The sequence below is a fragment of the Nocardioides sambongensis genome (genome assembly GCF_006494815.1).
Lineage (GTDB): Bacteria > Actinomycetota > Actinomycetes > Propionibacteriales > Nocardioidaceae > Nocardioides > Nocardioides sambongensis.
In genome coordinates, this window is the sequence record NZ_CP041091.1 from 1,403,830 (window position 1) to 1,422,178 (window position 18,349).

Annotated in this window: 23 protein-coding genes and 1 pseudogene; 1 reads left to right on the forward strand and 23 read right to left on the reverse strand. The window is 69.5% G+C overall.

Translation table 11 applies throughout. The features are described from left to right. Positions 1–40 precede the first annotated feature (40 nt). On the forward strand, positions 41–664 hold the full coding sequence (locus FIV43_RS06525) for a TetR family transcriptional regulator (RefSeq protein WP_141013478.1): 624 nt from the start codon (positions 41–43) through the stop codon (positions 662–664). A gap of 25 nt (positions 665–689) precedes the next feature. Here the strand turns inward: FIV43_RS06525 and FIV43_RS06530 are convergent, their stop codons facing one another. The 23 genes and pseudogenes from FIV43_RS06530 to FIV43_RS06625 form a co-directional block, all read right to left on the reverse strand. After that, the gene (locus tag FIV43_RS06530) at positions 690–1,445 is read right to left on the reverse strand and encodes a glucose 1-dehydrogenase (protein WP_141013479.1); all 756 of its coding nucleotides are present in this window, start codon (positions 1,443–1,445) and stop codon (positions 690–692) included. A 25-nt stretch (positions 1,446–1,470) separates the two neighbouring features. Then, on the reverse strand, positions 1,471–2,373 hold the full coding sequence (locus FIV43_RS06535) for a 3-oxoacyl-ACP reductase (protein WP_181407703.1): 903 nt from the start codon (positions 2,371–2,373) through the stop codon (positions 1,471–1,473). Further along, entirely contained in the window at positions 2,370–2,567 is a 198-nt protein-coding gene (locus tag FIV43_RS06540; protein WP_181407704.1) for a ferredoxin, read from the reverse strand. Before FIV43_RS06540 ends, FIV43_RS06535 begins: the two co-directional genes overlap by 4 nt. A gap of 64 nt (positions 2,568–2,631) precedes the next feature. Continuing rightward, positions 2,632–3,099, reverse strand: a complete 468-nt coding sequence (locus FIV43_RS06545) for a pyridoxamine 5'-phosphate oxidase family protein (protein WP_141013481.1) — start codon at positions 3,097–3,099, stop codon at positions 2,632–2,634. Positions 3,100–3,102: 3 nt separating this feature from the next. After that, entirely contained in the window at positions 3,103–3,750 is a 648-nt protein-coding gene (locus FIV43_RS22055) for an NAD(P)/FAD-dependent oxidoreductase (protein ID WP_231123776.1), read from the reverse strand. After that, positions 3,744–4,076 carry an FAD-dependent oxidoreductase gene (locus FIV43_RS22060; protein ID WP_231123777.1) on the reverse strand — a complete coding sequence of 111 codons (333 nt, stop codon included), beginning with the start codon at positions 4,074–4,076 and terminating at the stop codon, positions 3,744–3,746. Before FIV43_RS22060 ends, FIV43_RS22055 begins: the two co-directional genes overlap by 7 nt. Beyond that, complete coding sequence (locus FIV43_RS06555) at positions 4,061–4,705, reverse strand: hypothetical protein (RefSeq protein WP_141013482.1); 645 nt, start codon at positions 4,703–4,705, stop codon at positions 4,061–4,063. Before FIV43_RS06555 ends, FIV43_RS22060 begins: the two co-directional genes overlap by 16 nt. A gap of 23 nt (positions 4,706–4,728) precedes the next feature. Then, a complete protein-coding gene (locus FIV43_RS06560; RefSeq protein WP_141013483.1) occupies positions 4,729–4,989 on the reverse strand; it encodes a hypothetical protein in 261 nt (86 codons plus the stop codon). A 10-nt stretch (positions 4,990–4,999) separates the two neighbouring features. Continuing rightward, positions 5,000–5,575, reverse strand: coding sequence for a hypothetical protein (locus FIV43_RS06565; RefSeq protein ID WP_141013484.1), 576 nt, complete (start codon positions 5,573–5,575; stop codon positions 5,000–5,002). Next, positions 5,572–6,126, reverse strand: coding sequence for a hypothetical protein (locus tag FIV43_RS06570; RefSeq protein ID WP_141013485.1), 555 nt, complete (start codon positions 6,124–6,126; stop codon positions 5,572–5,574). The genes FIV43_RS06565 and FIV43_RS06570 overlap by 4 nt, the downstream gene beginning before the upstream one ends. Beyond that, the gene (locus FIV43_RS06575; protein ID WP_141013486.1) at positions 6,123–6,842 is read right to left on the reverse strand and encodes an MlaD family protein; all 720 of its coding nucleotides are present in this window, start codon (positions 6,840–6,842) and stop codon (positions 6,123–6,125) included. Before FIV43_RS06575 ends, FIV43_RS06570 begins: the two co-directional genes overlap by 4 nt. Beyond that, positions 6,839–7,564 (reverse strand): Mce/MlaD family protein, encoded by a 726-nt coding sequence (locus FIV43_RS06580; RefSeq protein ID WP_141013487.1) that lies wholly within the window; start codon positions 7,562–7,564, stop codon positions 6,839–6,841. The genes FIV43_RS06575 and FIV43_RS06580 overlap by 4 nt, the downstream gene beginning before the upstream one ends. Further along, entirely contained in the window at positions 7,552–8,196 is a 645-nt protein-coding gene (locus FIV43_RS06585; RefSeq protein ID WP_141013488.1) for an MlaD family protein, read from the reverse strand. The genes FIV43_RS06580 and FIV43_RS06585 overlap by 13 nt, the downstream gene beginning before the upstream one ends. Beyond that, complete coding sequence (locus FIV43_RS06590) at positions 8,193–9,425, reverse strand: MCE family protein (RefSeq protein ID WP_141013489.1); 1,233 nt, start codon at positions 9,423–9,425, stop codon at positions 8,193–8,195. Before FIV43_RS06590 ends, FIV43_RS06585 begins: the two co-directional genes overlap by 4 nt. 5 nt (positions 9,426–9,430) lie before the next feature. After that, positions 9,431–10,411 carry an MCE family protein gene (locus FIV43_RS06595; RefSeq protein WP_141013490.1) on the reverse strand — a complete coding sequence of 327 codons (981 nt, stop codon included), beginning with the start codon at positions 10,409–10,411 and terminating at the stop codon, positions 9,431–9,433. A 60-nt stretch (positions 10,412–10,471) separates the two neighbouring features. After that, positions 10,472–10,648: a hypothetical protein gene (locus FIV43_RS22065; RefSeq protein ID WP_231123778.1), complete on the reverse strand. Its 177-nt coding sequence runs from the start codon at positions 10,646–10,648 to the stop codon at positions 10,472–10,474. Positions 10,649–10,749: 101 nt separating this feature from the next. Continuing rightward, on the reverse strand, positions 10,750–11,013 hold the full coding sequence (locus tag FIV43_RS22070; protein WP_231123779.1) for an Mce/MlaD family protein: 264 nt from the start codon (positions 11,011–11,013) through the stop codon (positions 10,750–10,752). Further along, positions 10,980–11,549, reverse strand: a complete 570-nt coding sequence (locus FIV43_RS22075) for an MlaD family protein (protein ID WP_231123780.1) — start codon at positions 11,547–11,549, stop codon at positions 10,980–10,982. Before FIV43_RS22075 ends, FIV43_RS22070 begins: the two co-directional genes overlap by 34 nt. Continuing rightward, entirely contained in the window at positions 11,546–12,871 is a 1,326-nt protein-coding gene (locus FIV43_RS06605) for an MCE family protein (protein ID WP_141013491.1), read from the reverse strand. Before FIV43_RS06605 ends, FIV43_RS22075 begins: the two co-directional genes overlap by 4 nt. 64 nt (positions 12,872–12,935) lie before the next feature. Continuing rightward, positions 12,936–13,775, reverse strand: a complete 840-nt coding sequence (locus FIV43_RS06610; protein ID WP_141013492.1) for an MlaE family ABC transporter permease — start codon at positions 13,773–13,775, stop codon at positions 12,936–12,938. A 10-nt stretch (positions 13,776–13,785) separates the two neighbouring features. Further along, a complete protein-coding gene (locus FIV43_RS06615; RefSeq protein ID WP_269204065.1) occupies positions 13,786–14,559 on the reverse strand; it encodes an ABC transporter permease in 774 nt (257 codons plus the stop codon). A gap of 342 nt (positions 14,560–14,901) precedes the next feature. Next, positions 14,902–17,033 (reverse strand): annotated as a pseudogene (gene uvrB, locus FIV43_RS06620) (excinuclease ABC subunit UvrB). Between the two features lie 73 nt (positions 17,034–17,106). After that, the gene (locus FIV43_RS06625) at positions 17,107–18,342 is read right to left on the reverse strand and encodes a phospholipase D-like domain-containing protein (protein ID WP_231123781.1); all 1,236 of its coding nucleotides are present in this window, start codon (positions 18,340–18,342) and stop codon (positions 17,107–17,109) included. Positions 18,343–18,349 lie beyond the last annotated feature (7 nt).

Sequence of the window (18,349 nt, forward strand, 5' to 3'; positions counted from 1 at the left end):
CGGCGACCGAAGCCCACTCCGCGCCACCCGAGGAGACCTCGTGACCACGAACTCGCTGACCTCCACCAGCGATCGCGAGAGCGCCGACGCCGGCGGTTCCGCCGCCCAGCGCGATCGGCGGCGGAGGATCCTGGACGCGACGTACGCGTTGGCCAGCGAAGGCGGCTTCGACGCGGTGCAGATGCGCGCGGTGGCCGAGAAGGCCGACGTCGCCCTCGGCACCCTCTACCGCTACTTCCCCTCGAAGATCCACCTGCTGGTCTCCGCCCTGGGGCGTCAGTTCGACGAGTCCGTGCCCCGCCTGACCGAGCGTCCCGTGCCCGGCGACACCCCTGCCGACCGCGTGCTCTACGTGCTCAAGCGGATGGCGCGCGGCATGCAGGGCGACCCGAAGCTGACCGAGGCGCTGACCCGCGCCTTCATGTTCGCCGACAGCAGTGTCACCGCCGAGATCCACGCGGTCGGGATGTCGATGACCTCGCTGGTCACCCACGCGATGCGCGGCAACGACGACGGCCGGGAGATCACCGAGGAGGAGATCGCCGTCGCCCGGGTGCTCGGTGACGTGTGGCTCTCCGCCCTCGTCGCCTGGGTGACCGGACGGTCCAGCGCCCCGGAGACCGCGGCCCACATGGAGACCGCGGTCCGCCTCGTGCTGCACTGATTCCAGGCTGAGCCGAGGCGCTGCCTCAGGCGCCGAACGCGTGGGTCGAGGTCACCCCGCCGTCGATGGCGATCTCGGCACCGTTGACGTAGCCGGACTCGTCCGAGGCCAGGTAGACGTAGAGCGGTGCGATGTCGTCGGGCTGGCCGACCCGTCGCAGCGGGACCTTGGAGGCGCCGTACTCCATCGCGGCATCCCCGCCGTGCACCCGGGTCATCGGAGTGTCGATCATCCCGGGATGCACGGAGTTGACCCGGATCCCCTTCGGGCCGAGCTCCATCGCGGCGCACTTGGTCATCCCACGGATCGCCCACTTGGTGGCCGCGTAGGCCGAGCAGGAGGGCATCCCGGCCAGGCCCTCCACCGAGGACGCGTTGATGATCGAGCCGCCGCCGTTCTCGCGCATGGACCGGGTCACCGCCTGCATCCCCAGGAAGCAGCCCAGCTGGTTGACCCGCCAGAGCAGCTCCACCTCGGAGGCGGGCATCCGCTCGATCTCGCCGAACCGCAGCACGCCGGCGTTGTTGGCCAGCACGCTGATCGCGCCGAACCGCTGCTCGGTGTCCGAGACCAGCGTCGCCCAGGACGCCTCGTCGCTCACGTCGTGGTGGGCGAAGTGGGCGGCCTCGCCCAGCTCGTCGGCCAGTGCCTGCCCGGCCTCCTTGGCCACGTCGGCGATGACCACCTTGGCGCCCTCGGCGACGAACTCGCGGACGATCGCGGCGCCCTGGCCCTGCGCGCCGCCGGTGACGATCGCGACCTTGCTGTCCAGACGACCCATCAGTGACTCCCGTTCCCGCTCGCGGTCAGACCGTGAGCTGCATGATCGAATCGGCCGCGAACCCGACGGAGGGGTCGCGGTCGCCGAAGAACCCGCCGAGCTGCTGGTCGAGGTCCTCGGCGTTCCACAGGTCGCCGGCGGCGTCGAACCGCTGCTCGACGACCGGTGCCGCGACCAGTGCGACCATGCCGCCGTAGACGACGAAGACCTGACCGGTGATGTTGCTCGCCGCCGGCGAGGCCAGGTAGGCGACCAGGGGTGCCACGTGGTCGGCCGAGTAGGGGTCGACCTTCGCGCCCGACTGGTCCGCACCGAACACCTGCGCCGTCATCGCGGTCCGCGCCCGCGGGCAGATCGCGTTGGCCCTGACCCCGATCCGGGAGAGCCCGCGGGCGGTGGAGAGGGTGAGCGCGGCGATGCCCGCCTTGGCGGCGGCGTAGTTCGCCTGGCCGGGCGACCCGCCCAGGAACGCCTCGGACGCGGTGTTGACGACGGCCGCCTCGACCGTCCCGGACTCCGACGCCTTCGCCTGCTCGCGCCAGTACGACGCGGCGTTGCGGGAGAGCAGGAAGTGACCGCGCAGGTGGACGGCGATGACCGCGTCCCACTCCTCGTCGGAGAGGTTGAACAGCATCCGGTCGCGGGTCATCCCGGCGTTGTTGACCACGATGTCGAGGCGGCCGAAGCCGTCGACCGCGGCGGCCATCATCGCGTCGGCGGTGGCCCGGTCGCTCACGTCGCCGCCCACGGCCACGGCCTCGCCGCCGCGGGAGCGGATCTCCTCGACCGCCTGGTCACCGGCGCCGGGCAGGTCGTTGACGACCACCCGTGCTCCGGCGTCGGCGAGCGCCAGGGCCTCGGCCCTGCCGAGGCCGGCTCCGGCCCCCGTGACGATGGCGACCTTGCCGTCCAGATCGGTGTTGCTCACGCGTCCTCCTCCAGCCTGATCGCTGCGCGCGGGCACGCCGCCACGGCACGCTTCACGTCGGCCTCGTTGTCATCAGTCGTCTCGTCGGTGCTCAGCTGGAGGAAGTCGTCGTCGTCCAGCTCGAACACCTCGGGAGCCATCGCCTCGCAGAGCCCGTTGCTCTCGCAGAGGTCGAAGTCCACCTTGATCTTCATTTCCATCACTCCTTGCCGCGTTGCGTTGCCGTCGGTCCCACCCGCTGGGACCTTGGAGGCCGGTTCAGACCATCTTGCGGTGGTCCCAGCTCGCCACCTGCTCGGGATGGATCACCACGGCGACCCGCTTGGCGGCCTGCTTCTCCACGGTCTGGCGCCCGATGTCGCCGAGCTCCTCGAAGCTGCCGGCACCCGCCATCCGGGTCACCACGGCCGCCCCGATCTCGAGGATCCGGTCGCGTTCGCGGACGATCTCGGCGCGCCCGGCGATGGAGACGCCACGCAGCTCGAAGTAGTCGGTGCCGTCCTCGACCAACGCGCTGAGCCGGTCGTCGCGCTCGAGGTTCCGGATCTTCTGGCTGCGCCCGTAGGTCCAGAACGTGATCCGGTCGTCGATCAGGGCGTAGAAGAGGGTGGTCAGGTGCGGCGCGCCGTCCGGGCCGACGCTCGCCACCTGGACCTTGAGGTTCTCGGCGAGCATCGCGTCGATCTCGCCGGGGGTCATCCGCACCCCCTCCCGGCCACCGCTCATCGCTCAACCACCTTCCGAGGAGTGGCCCGGGAAGAGGTGCGCGTCGGGATCGATGGCGACCGCCGCGTTGTTCACGGCGGTGGCCGCCTCGCCGAAACCGACGGCGATCAGCCGCACCTTGCCCGGGTAGTCGGTGATGTCGCCGGCGGCGAAGACCCGCGGGAGGTTCGTCCGCATCGCGCTGTCCACCACCAGGTGACGCTTGTTGGTCTCCAGGCCCCAGCGCTGCAGCGGGCCGAGGTCGGCCACGAAACCGAGCGCCGCGACCACCGCCTGCACCGGCCGTACGACGACCGCCGGGCCGTCCTCGCGCTCGACCGTCAGCTCGGCCTCGGCGACCTGCGCGTCGCCACGCAGCGCCGAGACCTGGGCCCTGGTGATGATCTCGACGCTCGAGGCCCGCGCCTGCTCCACGGTGCGGGCGTGGGCTCGGAAGGCGTCCCGCCGGTGGACCAGGGTCACCGACCGGGCGATCGGCTCCAGGTGCAGCGCCCAGTCGAAGGCGCTGTCACCGCCGCCGACGACCAGGACGTCGCGGTCGACGTACGGCTCGAAGGAGGGGACGAAGAACTCCAGGCCGCGCCCCAGCCACTCCCCGCCGGCCGGCAGCGGCCGGGGACTGAACTTGCCGATCCCGGCGGTGATCACCATCGCACCCCCTGCACCACGGTGCCGTCGTCGAGGGTGAGCCGGACGCCGGACCCGTCGGCCACCAGGTCGTTCGCGGTGCGGCCGAGCAGCTCCACCGGAACGGCGGTGCGCGCCTGCTCGACCAGACCGGTGACCAGGTCACGGCCCTTCACCGTCGGGAACCCGGCGACGTCGAGGATCGCCTTCTCCGGGTACATCGCGGTGACCTGGCCGCCGAGCTCGGGCAGTGAGTCCACCAGCGCGACGGTGAGGCCACGGAACCCCGCGTAGTAGGTGGCGAACAGCCCGGCGGGCCCGGCGCCGACCACGATCAGGTCGCAGGACACGTCGCGGGTGTCGGCTCCGACTGGCTCAGGACTGTCCACAGCGAAACTGTAACGTGTTCTATTTGGGCTGGGTATCCCCATCTGCGAAGTGTCCCGTCACTTGGTCGCCAGGCCGTCGACCAGCCACCCCGGTCGGTGTTCACCACCGTGACCACCGCGCGGTAGGGCGCATAGGTGGTCTTGCGGTCCGCCTTGGTGCCCTTGGTGACGTACTGGTTCAGGAAGACCAGCACCTCCATCTCCGACGCGCTCGCCCGGACCACGCCCTGCCCGACCACCCGGGCCTGGACGTCGGTCTTGTTGGCGACGAACTCGTCCTTGATCTGGTCGGTCGTCTCCTGGTACTCCGCGGCGAACCGCTCGGTCATCACCTCGCTGGCCTTGGCCACGTCGTCGTCGTAGGACGTGGACTTGCGGGCGACGATGTCGACCAGCGCGGTCGCCGCGGCCTCCGCGCCGCTCTGGGCGTCGGAGTCGTTCATCTGGATCGGCCGGTCGTCGGGGACGGAGATCGGCGCGTCGGAGTCCGCCCGGGCGCTCGCCTCGTCGTCGCCGAGGACGAACCAGGCGGTCTGGGCGACCAGCACCAGGGCGATCACGGTCAGCACGACCAGCAGGCCGCGCGTCATCCGGGTGCCGCCGAGCAGCGAGGTCAGCCGACCGTCGGCCCTGGGCGCGCCGTCCGTCGACGTACGCGCCGCCGGCTTCGCGGGGCCTTGCCGCCGGACCCGCCGGTCGCCTTGTCGGCCTTGCCGGTCGGCTTCCCTGTGGTGGTGCCGGACTCGTCCGCGCCCCGGTCGGCGCTTTCGCCGCCGGCCGCGTCCGGAGCGGAGCCGGGGCTCCGGCCGGCCAGCTTGCGCGGCCTCGGGGTGGTGCCGCGGGAGCTGGGGCGTCGTGGGTTGCTGGGACTCATCGCTGCCTCCTCACTGCACGAACTGCAGGTCGCGGACCAGCCACCGGTCGCCCTCGCGCACGAGCTCGAGCTGGAGCCGGTAGTTGCGTGCCTGCTTCTTGAAGTCGGTGGTCTTGTTGGCCACGGTGCCGGTGGTGGCCGCGAGCACGGTCGCGGAGTCGTCGTCGGCGGAGACCAGGCCCGCCCAGAGCACCTCGCCCTCCATCACCGACTCGGCGCGCTGGGCGACCTCGACCAACCCCTTGGCCGACTTCTCGTACTGCTTGCGGAAGTCGCCGGTCGACTGCGAGGTGACCGCCTCGACGGCGGCGTCGGCGTCGTCGTGGCGCAGGTTGATGAAGGAGGTCGCCATCTTGGTGGCGGCGTCCAGGACGGCCGCGTCGCGCTCCTGGTCCTCGACGCTGGCCTCCTCGAGCTCGGTGACCCCGGACAACGCGATCTCCCCGTCGCCCGAGCCGCCGCCGGCCGGGTCGTCCCGGACGATGGTCACGCCGACCGCGATCGCGATCGCCGCGCAGGCGATCACCAGCCCCCACAGCACGAGGTTCAAGGTCAGCCGGCCGCGGGCCGTCATGGTCTGGGTCATGGTGTCGCCACCGGTCCCACGAGCATCCACTTCCACGCATCCCCTCCCAGGACGGACAGGTTCCCGTTGTCCGCGAAGCGGACCGGGTTCCCGTGCTCATCGACGACTCCGGGGACCTCCCTGGTCACCGGGTCGTAGGTGCCACTGTAGACACGGGCGCCGGACGCGTTGGTCCCCGTTCCACCGGGCACCGCGCGCGATCCCCGCATCGAGTACGGCGCGTCCGCGGTGCACTCCGCCGGGTAGATCGGGCCGTCGGTGAGGTCCTGCGTCGAGCGCCAGTCCTCCGGCGGCTTGTAGCCCTGGGTGCACGGCGGCACGCTGTAGTCGAACTGCAGATTCACGTGTCCCCATCCGTCGGAGGTGCTCCCGGTGGGCCCGCCGGCGATCACCGCCGGGTAGGTCACCAGCAGCTGCTCGATGCCGGCCAGGTGGGTGACCATGACCTGGCTGGTGGAGGTGAGATCGCTGAGCAGGACCGGCAGGGTCGGCTCGAGGTCCTCCAGCAGCGCCTGCACCTCGCGGGCCGCTCCGGGCGCGTCGGTGATCACGTCGCGCAGGTCCCCGTCGCTGCGGCGGAGCGTGTCGGTGATCGTGGCGAGGTCGCGGGAGAACCCCGGATGTTCTCCTTCTGCCCCCGCTGGGTCCGCAGCACGGTGAGTCCGCTGTCGAGCAGCCGGACGGTCTCCTCGGTGTGCTCGGACGCCTCCTCGATGAAGACCGAGCCGTTGTCCAGGAGCCTCTGCAGATCCTGCCCGGTGTCGGTGAACATCAGCCCGAGCTCCTTGACGGTCACCTGGAGGTCCGACTTGTCGACCGACTGCACGAAGTCGTTGACGTCGACCAGCAGGTCTCCCTCGTCGACCGGCACCGCGTCCGCTCCGGCTTCGAAGACGTGTCCGTTCTCGGCGTACGGGGCCTCCTCGTCGGGTGGCTGGAAGTCCAGGTACTGCTCCCCCACTGCGGAGAGGTTGTGCACGTAGATCGAGGAGTCGGTGGGCAGCTCGGTGCCGTCCTCGAGCGCCAGGTCGACGTCGATCCCCTCCTCGGTGGGGGTGACCGTGGAGACCTTGCCGATCTTGACGCCGCGGTAGGTCACCTCGCTGCCCTCGAAGAGTCCGCCGGACTCGGGCAGCATCACGGTCACGTGCAGGCCGCGCCCCAGCACCCTGTCGACCAGGCCGAGATAGGTGGCGGTGATGTAGGTGATGCCCACCGCGCTGAGCACCACGAACGCCATCAGCCGGATCCGCACGCCACGGGTCATGCCGCACCTCCGAGCAGGCCGACGGTGGTGACCGTCGGGTCCGAGTCGCCCTCCTGCATGCTGCGGGAGAGTCCACTGACGCCGCCGAGAAGACCGTTCAGGGTGTCCCCGAGCAGACCGTCCTCGACCAGCGACCGGAGGTCCGGCACGGCGTTCACGATCGCGCACACCGGGCTGTCCTTCAGCTGGTCGAGGCGGCACTCCTTCCTCAGGTTCTTCAGCAGGTCCAGATCGGTGAGCACCAGCGAGCAGGCGCGGCTGGTCAGCTTGCCGCTGGTCAGGCACTTGCCGACCTGGTCGATGACCTCGCCGAGGTCGGGCAGCTGGATGTCGGGGATGCCCACGCCGCGCAGCAGGTTGGCCAGGTCGATGTCGACCCGGGCGATCGTGTCGGCGTAGTCGCCCTGGACGATCGCGTTCGCCGCCTTCGGGAACGGGAAGCTCGCCAGCAGGTTGAGGCCCGGCGCCAGCTCGTCGCCGGCGCCCGCCAGCTTGTCGAGCACCGGCGCGAGGTGCTCGAGCATCTTCAGTACGTCGCCCTTGCTCGCGTTGATCACCCGGGTGCCGACCCGGCCCAGCTTGTCCAGCGAGCCGAGCATCGAGATCAGCTCGTCGTGCTGCTCGGCGAGCACCTTCACCGCGGGGCCGGTGGCGTCGAGGGCGTTCCCGATCGTCTTCTTCTCCGCGTTCAGCGTGCCGGCCAGGCTGTTCATCGACTCCATCGCGTGGATGATGTCGACCTTCTGCTGGTCCAGCGTGCCGACCAGGCCTCGAGCGAGCCCAGCAGGGACTTGAGCCGGTCCTCGCGCCCCGACATCACCAGGTTGGCCTCTTCGGTGATGGTGCCCAGCTGTGCCACCCCGCCGCCGCTGAGCAGGAACGAGAGGGCGCCGAGCACCTCCTCGACCTCGGGGTTGCGGCCGGTGGCGGCCAGGTCGATGTTGTCGCCGTCCTCGAGCCGGCCGGTGGGCTGCTGCTCGGTCGGCTCGACGAGCGCGACGTACTTCTCACCGAGGAGGGAGACCTGGCGGATGTCGGCCAGCGCGTTGTCCGGCAGGACGACGTCGTCCTTGATCCGCAGGGTCACCTCGGCGTGCCAGCCCTTGCGCTCCACCTCGGTCACCTCGCCGACCACCACGTCGTCGACCATCACCGGCGAACGCGGCACCACGTTCAGCACGTCGGCGAACTCGGCGGTGATCTGGTAGGCCTCGTCCTCGGCGACCGGTGAGCCGGGCAGCGGGAGGTCGTAGGCGCCGTCGAAGTCGCAGCCCGCGAGGAGCAGCGGCCCCGCCACCGCGGCGACCGCGGCGGTCCGCAGTCGACGGCGCAACGTCGTGTCCGTGTGCTTCATCGGGTGCCACCTCCGAGCAGTCCGGCGACCGAGGGGTCGAGGTTCGGGACGTAGCCGACCTGCTCGGTCTGCGGCAGCCGCAGACCCTTCTTCGTGTCGGTCTTGCTGGGCAGGTAGGAGCTGTACTCCGGCGGGATGTAGGGGAGCTTGGTGGTGAGCGGCTCGAGCAGCTGCTCGAACAGCTCGCAGGCGATGTCCTTCAGTGCCCGCGGCATCAGCGGGTTCTGCTGCACGACGCCGCAGATGAAGCCGTCGGCGTCCCAGATCATCCCGCCGATGCCGATCCGCGAGTTCTGGCTGCCGGAGGCGTGGTCGAAGCCCAGGTGGAGGTTGCCGATCGCCACCGGGGCGATCCGCAGTGCCGTGTCCAGGTTGTCCTTCTCCGAGGCGATCGTGGAGACCACCGTGGTCAGCTGGCGCACGTCCTTGGCCAGGGCGTCGCGGTTGTCGCCGACGAAGCTCTTCACGTTGCCGACCGCCCGGGCGACCGCCCCGACGGCGCGACTGAGCTCGTCGCTCTCCGCGGAGAGCATCTGCGAGACGTCGGCGAGATCCTTCATGAAGGCCCGCACCAGCGAGTCGTTCTCGGCGAGCGTGGAGGTGAAGGTCGCCAGCTCGGTCACCGTCTGGAACAGCGGGCCGGCACCGTCGCCGAAGGTCTCGGCAGCGGCCGCGAGCTCCTGGATCATGGCGTTGCCGCGGGCGCCCTGCCCCTCGAACGCCTTGCGCGCCGCCTTCAGGAAGTGGTTCAGCGTGCCGTCCTCGTTGACGCCGTTGGGCCCGAGCGCCTGGGTCAGGCTCTGCAGGCTCCCGTAGATCCGGTCCAGCTCCACCGGGACCGCGGTCTCCGGCAGCGCGATGTCGGCGCCGTCGGCCATCACGTCGCCCTTGGTGTAGACCGGGGTCAGCTGCACGAAGCGGTCCGCGACCAGGGTCGGGGTGACGATGGCCGCCTTCGCGTCCTCGGGGACCCGGTAGGTGGCGTCGTACTCCATCTCGACGCGGACCGAGTTCCCCTCCGGGATCACCGCGGTCACGGTCCCGACGCTGACCCCGAGGATCCGGACGTCGGTGCCCTTGTAGACGCTGACCGCGCGCGGGAAGTGGGCCGTGACGGTCTTGGTCTCCTGGGGCGAGGCCGCGACGTTCACCAGTCCGCCGACCACCAGCAGCAGCACGACGAGCGCGACGATGCGGCGGTCGATGCGCTTCCAGATCGTGTTCACCATGGCGCTCACTCCACGACCCCGGGCAGGAACTCGCCGGTGGGGATGGCGGCGATGTTGGCGGCGTACGCGTCGAACCAGGGTCCGGTGCCGAGGATGTTGCTGAGGATCTCCACGTAGGGCCCGAGTGCGTTCAACGTCGCCTTCAGCTGCTTCTTCTTGTCGACCAGCATCGTGGTGAGGGTGTCCACCTGCTCCAGGGCGGGCCCGATCTGCTCGGCGTTGTCGGTGGCCACGCCGTTCAGCTCCTGCGCCATCGTCCGAGCGTTGACCAGCAGGTCGTGGACGGCCCGGCGGCGCTTCGTCAGCTCCTGGAAGACCAGGTCGCTGTTCTTCATCAGCCCGACGATGTCCTCGCTGCGCGCGGAGAGCACCTTGCTCACCTCGGCGGAGGAGTCCAGCAGGGTCTGCAGCTGCTCGTCGCGCGTGGACACCGTCCGGGAGAGTCGGGCGATCCCCTCGAACGAGGACTGGATCTCCGGCGCCGCCTCGTCGACGGTGTCGGAGACGATGTCGAGGGCCTGGACCAGCTGGTCGGTGTCGATCCGCTCGGTGGTGGTGGTCAGGTCACCGAACGCGCCGACGATGTCGTAGGCCGACTCGGTGCGGTCCACCGGGATCGTCTCCCCGCCGGCCAGCTGCCCGTCCCCGGCCGGCACGAGCCTGAGGTACTTCTCGCCGAGCAGGTTGTAGACGTCGATGGAGGCCGAGCTCTGCTCGCCGAACTCGACGTCGCCGTCGATCTCGAAGGCGACCACGACCGTGGAGTCCTGGAGCCGTACGTCGGTCACCCGGCCGACCCGGATGCCGCCGACCTGGACGACGTTGCCCTTGTGGATGCCGCTGGCATCGCTGAACTCGGCGTAGTAGGTGGTGCCCTTGAAGCCGGGGAACTTGGACAGGTTGAACGTCGCCGCCGAGATCAGCGCCATCACCACCAGGGTGATCACGCCGAGCCGCAGCACCCGTGCGTCGTTGTTGCGACTCATCGATGCCCCTCGGAGTCGTGCGGAGGAGCGCGGTCGCGGAGAAGGTGGCGGTGGGCAGGGTCATCGGTCCTGGCACCTCTCCGCGGTGGACTTCAGCTCGAAGTCGCTGATGTACTTCTGGATCTGCCGGATGATCGGCTGGTCACCGATCAGCGGCAGCCGGATCCGGGCGGAGATTCCGCAGATGTAGTACTGGTACCAGGAGCCGTAGGTCCCGGTCCGGGTCTGGTCCGACATCACCTCGGGCATCCGGTTGAGCAGGTCGATGATGTCGGCACGCTGCTCCGGCTTGTTGAGCAGGCTGGCCAGGTCGTCGAGTGCCGCGATGTCCTTCTTGATCAGCGGCCGCCCTGCTCCAGCAGGTCCGCGACGGTCACGGTGAGGTCGGAGATGTTGTCCAGCGACGACCCGAGGGTGTCCCGGTCCTTCGCCAGGTCCGTCATCCAGTCCTTGAGCTCGATGACCAGCGTGCTGAGCTGCTCGTGGCGCTGGTTGACCGTGTCCAGGGTCTCGCTGAGGTTGGTGATCACCTCGCCGATCAGGGCGTCCCGGTCGGCGAGCGTGTTGGTCAGCGACGCCGTGTGCTGCAGCAGGCCGCGCACGGTGCCCCCTCCCCCTGCAGCACCTGGACCAGGTTCATGCTCAGCTCGTTGACCTGCTTCGGGCTCAGCGCCTGGAAAAGCGGCTTGAAGCCATCGAAGAGCACGGTCAGGTCGAGCGCGGGCTTGGTGTTGGCCACCGCGATGGTGTCGCCGGCCTCGAGCACGGGGGTGGACCTCGCGGCGCTCCCCTCCTCCAGGGCGAGGTAGCGGTCGCCGATCAGGTTGAGGAACCGGATCTCGGCCCGCGACTCCTCGGTCAGCGCGACGTCGTCGTCGACCCGGAAGGTCACCTTCGCCATCGTGGTGTCGTAGTGCTCGACGCGCCGGACCTCGCCGACGCTCACCCCGGCGATCCGGACGTCGTCGCCCTTCTCCAGCATGGTGGCGCTGGTGAAGATCGCGGAGTACTCCTTGGCCGCGCCGAGCCCAATGTTGCCCATGATCACCGCGAGCAGCGCGGTGCACAGCACCGAGATGACGGTGAAGACGCCCAGCTTGACCGCCGCGGCGATGGTGACGTTGTTGCGCCTGCTCATCCCGACACCTCCTCGCCCTCACGGACCAACGGTCCGTAGAGCAGGCTCCCGAGGGAGCCGTAGGAGGTGGGGTCCTGCCCGCTCTGGGAGGCGAGCATCGCGTTGACGATCCGCTGCTCCGCCTCCGAGCCCGCGAGCCCGCTGTCCACCCCGGTGTCCGAGATCGGGTCGAAGAGGCCCAGGTTGGGCAGCGGACTGGTCGGCGGGTCCTCGTCGAGCGCCCACCCCTGGTCCAGCGGCGCGGGGTCGGCCGGCACCTTGAAGTCGGGCAGGCCGGCGCACCACGGGCCGTGACCGACCTCGCCGTACACGGGGGTGTCGCGCTCGTCGAACGCGCGGTACTGCGGGGTGCCGAGCTCGATGTACTGCTTGACCACGTTTCCTTCGAAGGTCTTGGAGAGGATCGGTGCGTAGCGCGCGGCGCCCTTGATCAGGCACGGGAACTCCGGGGAGTACTCCGCCAGCAGCGCCAGCACGGGCTCGGTGAGCTCACCGGCCCGGATCAGGTTCTGCTCGTTCTCGGCGAGCACCCGGGTGGCCACGTCGGCCAGGCCGCCCAGGTCGGAGAAGAAGGTGTCCAGGTCCCGCTTCTTCTGCACGATCGTCTTGCTGGTGACCGTCACGTTGGCCAGGGTGTCGAGGAGGTCGGGGGCGGCCAGGTCGTAGGCGTCGGCCACGTCGGCGAGCTCGACCAGGTCCTCGCGCAGGGTCGGCAGGTGGTCGTCGATCGCGTCGACGTAGCCGCCGAGCTGGTCCATGGTGGTGCCGATCTCGTCGCCACGACCGGACAGCGCGGTCGCCAGCGCGTTCAGGGTGGCGTTGAGGTCGGCGGGACGCACCGCGCGCAGCACCGGGAACAGGTCGGCGAGGATCCGGCTGAGCTCCACGTTGGTGGTCACCCGGTCCGACGGGATGACGTCGCCGTCGGCGAGCGGCGTCGAGGAGGGGGCCTCAGGCCGGACCAGCGAGACGAACTTCTGGCCGAAGAGCGTCGTCGGCATGATCTCGACGGAGATGTTGGACGGGATGGACTTCGCGGCGTCCGGCTCGAGCGCGAGGCGGATCTCGGCCTGCTCGCCGTCCTGGGTCACCTCGCGCACCTGACCGACCAGCGCGCCGTTGATCCGGACGTCGCCGAACTTGGCCAGCTGCAGGCCGGCCCGGTCCGCCTTCACGGTGATCCAGGTGACCCGGTCGAACTCCTTGTTGTAGATCGCGATCGACAGCCCGATCAGCAGCGCGATCGAGGTGAGGAAGACGATGCCGGCGACCAGGAGCCGGTTGTGCTCCCGCGCCGAGTCGTGGTGGACGTTGACCAGCATCAGCGGCGCCCCCGCACGCAGGTCCGGACGGACGGAGCGGAGACCACGGGCGTCGTGGAGCGGCTCATCCGGTGATCCTCACCGTGGTCGTCGAGCCCCAGATCGCGAAGCTGAGGAAGAAGTCCGCGACGACGATCGTGACGATGCTGGTCCGGATGGCACGACCCACGGCGCGGCCCACCCCCGCCGGACCGCCCGAGGCGGTGTAGCCGTAGTAGCAGTGGATCAGGATCACGGCCACCGCGAGGAAGAGCAGCTTGAAGAACGACCAGAGCATGTCGATCGGCGGCAGGAACTGCAGGAAGTAGTGGTCGTAGGTGCCCGCGGACTGCCCGTAGATGAGCGTCACGATCAGGCGGGGAGAGAGGTAGGAGGCGCAGAGCGCGACGATGTAGAGCGGGATCACCGCCACGAACGCCGCGATCATCCGGCTGGTCACCAGGAACGGCAGCGACGGGATGCCCATCACCTCCAGCGCGTCGATCTCCTCCGAGATCCGCATCGCGCCGAGCCGCGCGGTGTAGCCGCACCCGACGGTCGCCGCGAGGGCGATCGCGGAGACCAGCGGCGCCACCTCGCGGGTGTTGAAGTAGGCGGAGATGAAGGCGCTGAACTTGGCGACGCCGATCTGGCTCAGCGACGCATAGCCCTGGATGCCGACCTCGGTGCCGGCGAAGAACGCCATGAACGCGATCACGCCGACCGATCCGGCGATCATGCTCAGGCCTCCGGCGCCGAAGGCGACCTCGGCCAGGGTGTTCATGATCTCGCGCGGATACCGCTTGATCGTGCGTGGCACCCAGATCAGTGCCTTGACGTAGAAGAACAGCTGGTCGCCGTACTCCTCCAGGGAGCGGCGGCGGGCCTTGACGACCTCGCCGGCGGCGCTGGTGATGCTGGCCATGTCCTCCCCCTCAGATCCCGGCCGGTGGAACGACCTGGAAGTAGATCGCGGTGATCACGGCGTTGAGGAAGAACAGCGCCATGAAGGCGATGATCACCGACTCGTTGACCGCCCGGCCGACGCCGCTGGGGCCGCCACCGGCGCGCAGGCCCTTGTAGGCGCCGATGATCGCCGCCAGCCAGCCGAAGATCAGGGCCTTGATCATCGAGATGTAGAGGTCCGGCAGCGAGGCCATCGCGGCGAACGAGCTCAGGAAGGCGCCGGCCGACCCGCCCTGCACGATGACGGTGAAGAAGTACCCGCCGCCGATGCCGGCCGAGATCACGATGCCGTTGATCATCAGCGCCACGAACATCGTGGCCACCACACGTGGGGCGACCAGCCGCTCGAGGGGGTCGATGCCCAGCACCTCCAGGGCGTCGATCTCCTCGCGGATCTTGCGGGCGCCCATGTCGGAGCAGATCGCGGAGCCCGCGGCGCCGGCGATGATCATCGCGGCGGCCATCGGCGCGGCCTCGCGCACGGTGGCCAGCACCGCGGTGGCGCCGGCGAACGACTGGGCCCCGAGCTGACCGGTGAGGTTGCCCACCTGCAGCGAGATCACCGCGCCGAACGGGATCGACACCAAGATGGTGGGCAGCAGGGTCACGCTGGTGACGAACCAGGCCTGCTCCAAGAACTCCCGGACCTGGAACGGCCGGGTGAAGATCCTCTTGGTCACCTCGACGACCATGAGTGCGATCTCACCGGGGCCGCGGATCACCGAGACGGCGTTGAACGCCACGTCCGCTCCTCCCTCCGTTGGTCGACAGCCCGGCAGGTGGGAACGTGACCCCACCTGGGACCACCCCGCGCTGCTCCCTCGGGCGGCCGTCCGGTGTCGACGGACTCTCGCTCGGAGTAACGGGACAGATGTGCTGCTGGTCACGCCCGATGCGACATCTTTTTCAGATTCGGCCGTCCGGTGGGATGGCGCAGCAGCGCACCGGACCCCCGAAGGCAGTGGCTGACCTGCGACGATGCGTCCTCGACAGGCACACGCGGAAGAACGAAAACTATTCGTGAGATCGACGGCAGGATTCACCCGGCGGGCGCGATCGAGGGCCCCGCGGGGTGCTTCCGGGTGCTACTGGGTGGCGGCCATCATCTGGCGGAGCTCCTTCTTGAGCTCGCCGATCTCGTCGCGGAGCCGGGCCGCGAGCTCGAACTGGAGCTCGCCGGCGGCCGCCTTCATCTGGTCGGTGAGGTCCTGGATCAGTGCGGCGAGGTCCGCGCTGGGCATCCCCGCTAGCTCCTTGCTGTGCGCGCCCACGTCGGTGGAGCGCAGCGCCGGTGTGGGCGCGCCCTTGCTGGGCTTCACCCCGCCGGCGCGACCCTTCTGACCCACGTCCGCCCAGGTCTGCAGCAGCTCCTGGGTGGTCTCGTCCTCACGGGCCAGCATCTCGGTGATGTCGGCGATCTTCTTGCGCAGCGGCTGCGGGTCGATGCCGCGCTCGGTGTTGTAGGCGATCTGCTTCTCGCGGCGCCGGTTGGTCTCCTCGATCGCCGACTCCATCGAGGGGGTGATCTTGTCGGCGTACATGTGGACCTGGCCGGAGACGTTGCGCGCGGCGCGGCCGATGGTCTGGATCAGCGACTTGTCCGAGCGGAGGAACCCTTCCTTGTCCGCGTCCAGGATCGAGACCAGGGACACCTCGGGGAGGTCGAGACCCTCCCGGAGCAGGTTGATGCCGACGAGTACGTCGTAGGCGCCCAGGCGCAGGTCGCGCAGCAGCTCCACCCGCTTGAGGGTGTCCACCTCGGAGTGCAGGTAGCGGGTCCGCACCCCGGCGTCGAGCAGGTAGTCGGTGAGGTCCTCCGACATCTTCTTGGTCAGCGTGGTGACCAGCACCCGCTCCTCGCGCTCGGTGCGCGTGCGGATCTCGCCGATCAGGTCGTCGATCTGCCCCTTGGTCGGCTTGACCACGACCTCGGGGTCGACCAGGCCGGTGGGCCGGATGATCTGCTCGACGACATCGCCCTGCACCTTGTCCAGCTCGTAGTCGCCCGGGGTCGCGGAGAGGTAGACGGTCTGCCCGATCCGGTCCAGGAACTCCTCCCAGCGCAGCGGGCGGTTGTCCATCGCGCTCGGCAGCCGGAAGCCGTGGTCGACCAGGTTGCGCTTGCGGGACATGTCGCCCTCGTACATGCCGCCGATCTGCGGCACGGTGACGTGGGACTCGTCGACGACCAGCACGTAGTCCTCGGGGAAGTAGTCGAGCAGGCAGTTCGGCGCGCTCCCCCGCGGCCGCCCGTCGATGTGCATCGAGTAGTTCTCGATGCCCGAGCAGGAGCCGACCTGCCGCATCATCTCGATGTCGTACGTCGTCCGCATCCGCAGCCGCTGCGCCTCCAGCATCTTGCCCTGGCGCTCGAAGGTGGCCAGCTGGTCGGCCAGCTCGGCCTCGATGCCGGTGATCGCGCGCTCCATCCGCTCCGGCCCGGCGACGTAGTGGCTGGCGGGGAAGATGTAGAGCTCGGTGTCCTCGGTGACCACCTCGCCGGTCACCGGGTGCAGCGTCATCAGCCGCTCCACCTCGTCCCCGAAGAACTCGATGCGCACCGCGAGCTCCTCGTAGACCGGGAAGATCTCCAGCGTGTCGCCGCGCACCCGGAACGTGCCACGGGTGAAGGAGAGGTCGTTGCGGGTGTACTGGATCTCGACGAGGCGGCGCAGCACGGAGTCGCGGTCGTGCTCCTCCCCGACCCGCAGCCGCACCATGCGGTCGACGTACTCCTGCGGCGTGCCCAGGCCGTAGATGCAGGAGACGGTGCTGACCACGATCACGTCGCGCCGGGTGAGCAGCGAGTTGGTCGCCGAGTGCCGCAGCCGCTCGACCTCCTCGTTGATCGAGGAGTCCTTCTCGATGTAGGTGTCGGTCTGCGGGACGTAGGCCTCGGGCTGGTAGTAGTCGTAGTAGGAGACGAAGTACTCGATCGCGTTCTTGGGGAAGAGCTGACGCAGCTCGTTGGCGAACTGGGCGGCCAGCGTCTTGTTCGGCTGCAGCACCAGCAGCGGGCGCTGCACCTGCTCGGCGACCCAGGCGATCGTCGCGGTCTTGCCGGTGCCGGTGGCACCGAGGAGCACCACGTCGTCGACGCCCCCGTCGAGGCGCTTGGCGATCTCCGTGATGGCGGCCGGCTGGTCCCCGAGGGCTGGAACTCCGACTCGACACGGAGGGGCGCGACACGACGTTCGAGATCGGTGACCGGACGCATGCTGCGAGCCTACGACCCGCCGCCGACAGCGACCGGGGCGACCGGACCTCTCAGAGCAGCGGGCGCAGCGGGGTCAGCACCAGCTCGGTGAACTTGCGGTGCAGGTCGCGGGCGGACCACTCGCCCGGGTGAGCTCCAGCGTGTTCGACTGGTCGACCAGGAAGATCTCCTCCAGGTGCCGCGCCAGCCCGGCGTCGATCACCTCGATGTTGATCTCGAAGTTGCCCTGGAGGCTGAGCCGGTCGATGTTCGCGGTGCCGACGGTGCACCAGGTGCCGTCGACGGTGGCGGTCTTCGCGTGCACCATGGCGTCGCGGTAGCGGAAGATCCGCACCCCGGCGTCCAGGAGCTGGCTGAAGTAGCCCCGGGAGATCCAGTCCGCGACGATGTGGTTCGACTTCAGCGGGAGCAGCAGCCGCACGTCCACCCCGCGCCGGGCCGCCGCCTTCAGCGCGTCCACGAAGTCCTGGTCGGGCATGAAGTAGGCCTGGGTCATCCAGACGTTGTGGCTGGCCCGGTTGATCGCCTCGAGGTACATCGACCGGATCGGGAACATCCACAGGCGCGGCACGTTGCGCTGGAACCGGATCCGCGACTCCCAGGTGGAGGCGGTCTCCAGCAGCAGCGGGCGCTCCGAGCTCCGCAGCCGGCGCCGCCGGTTGAGGTTCCAGAAGTCGGCGAAGGCACGCTTGAGGTCCCAGACCGCCGGTCCGGTCACCCGCACGTGCGTGTCCCGCCACTCGGTCTCGTACGGCGACCCGATGTTGTAGCCGCCGATGAACCCGACCGCGTCGTCGACCACCAGGATCTTGCGGTGGTCGCGTCCGTAGCGCCGCAGGTCGAAGAAGCGCCATCCGGCGGCGTAGACCGGATAGCGCAGCACCTTCATCGAGTCCGGGAAGTGCAGGAACCGCGGGGAGACGACCAGGTTCGCGAACGCGTCGTAGATGCAGTAGACCTCGACGCCACGCTCGGCCGCGGCGTGCAGCGCCGCCTTGAAGCGCTCGCCGGTCGCGTCGCCCTTCCAGATGTAGGTCTCGAAGAGGATCTGGCGCTGCGCCCCCTCGATGGCGGCGAGCATGTCGTCGTAGAGGTCCTTGCCGTAGGTGTAGGTGGTGACCTCTCCGTCACCGACCGGGACCGGAACGGGCGCGTGGGTGGGGAAGGGCTTCGGCTTCTTGCCGCGCCGTCGGTAGGAGTCGACGACCGACATCCCGATCGCGACCAGGAACGGCACCCCGACGAAGGTCAGCAGCAGACGGCGGAGCCAGGTGCGCAGTCCCGCCCCCGTCCCACGCTCAGCCACCACGCGGCCA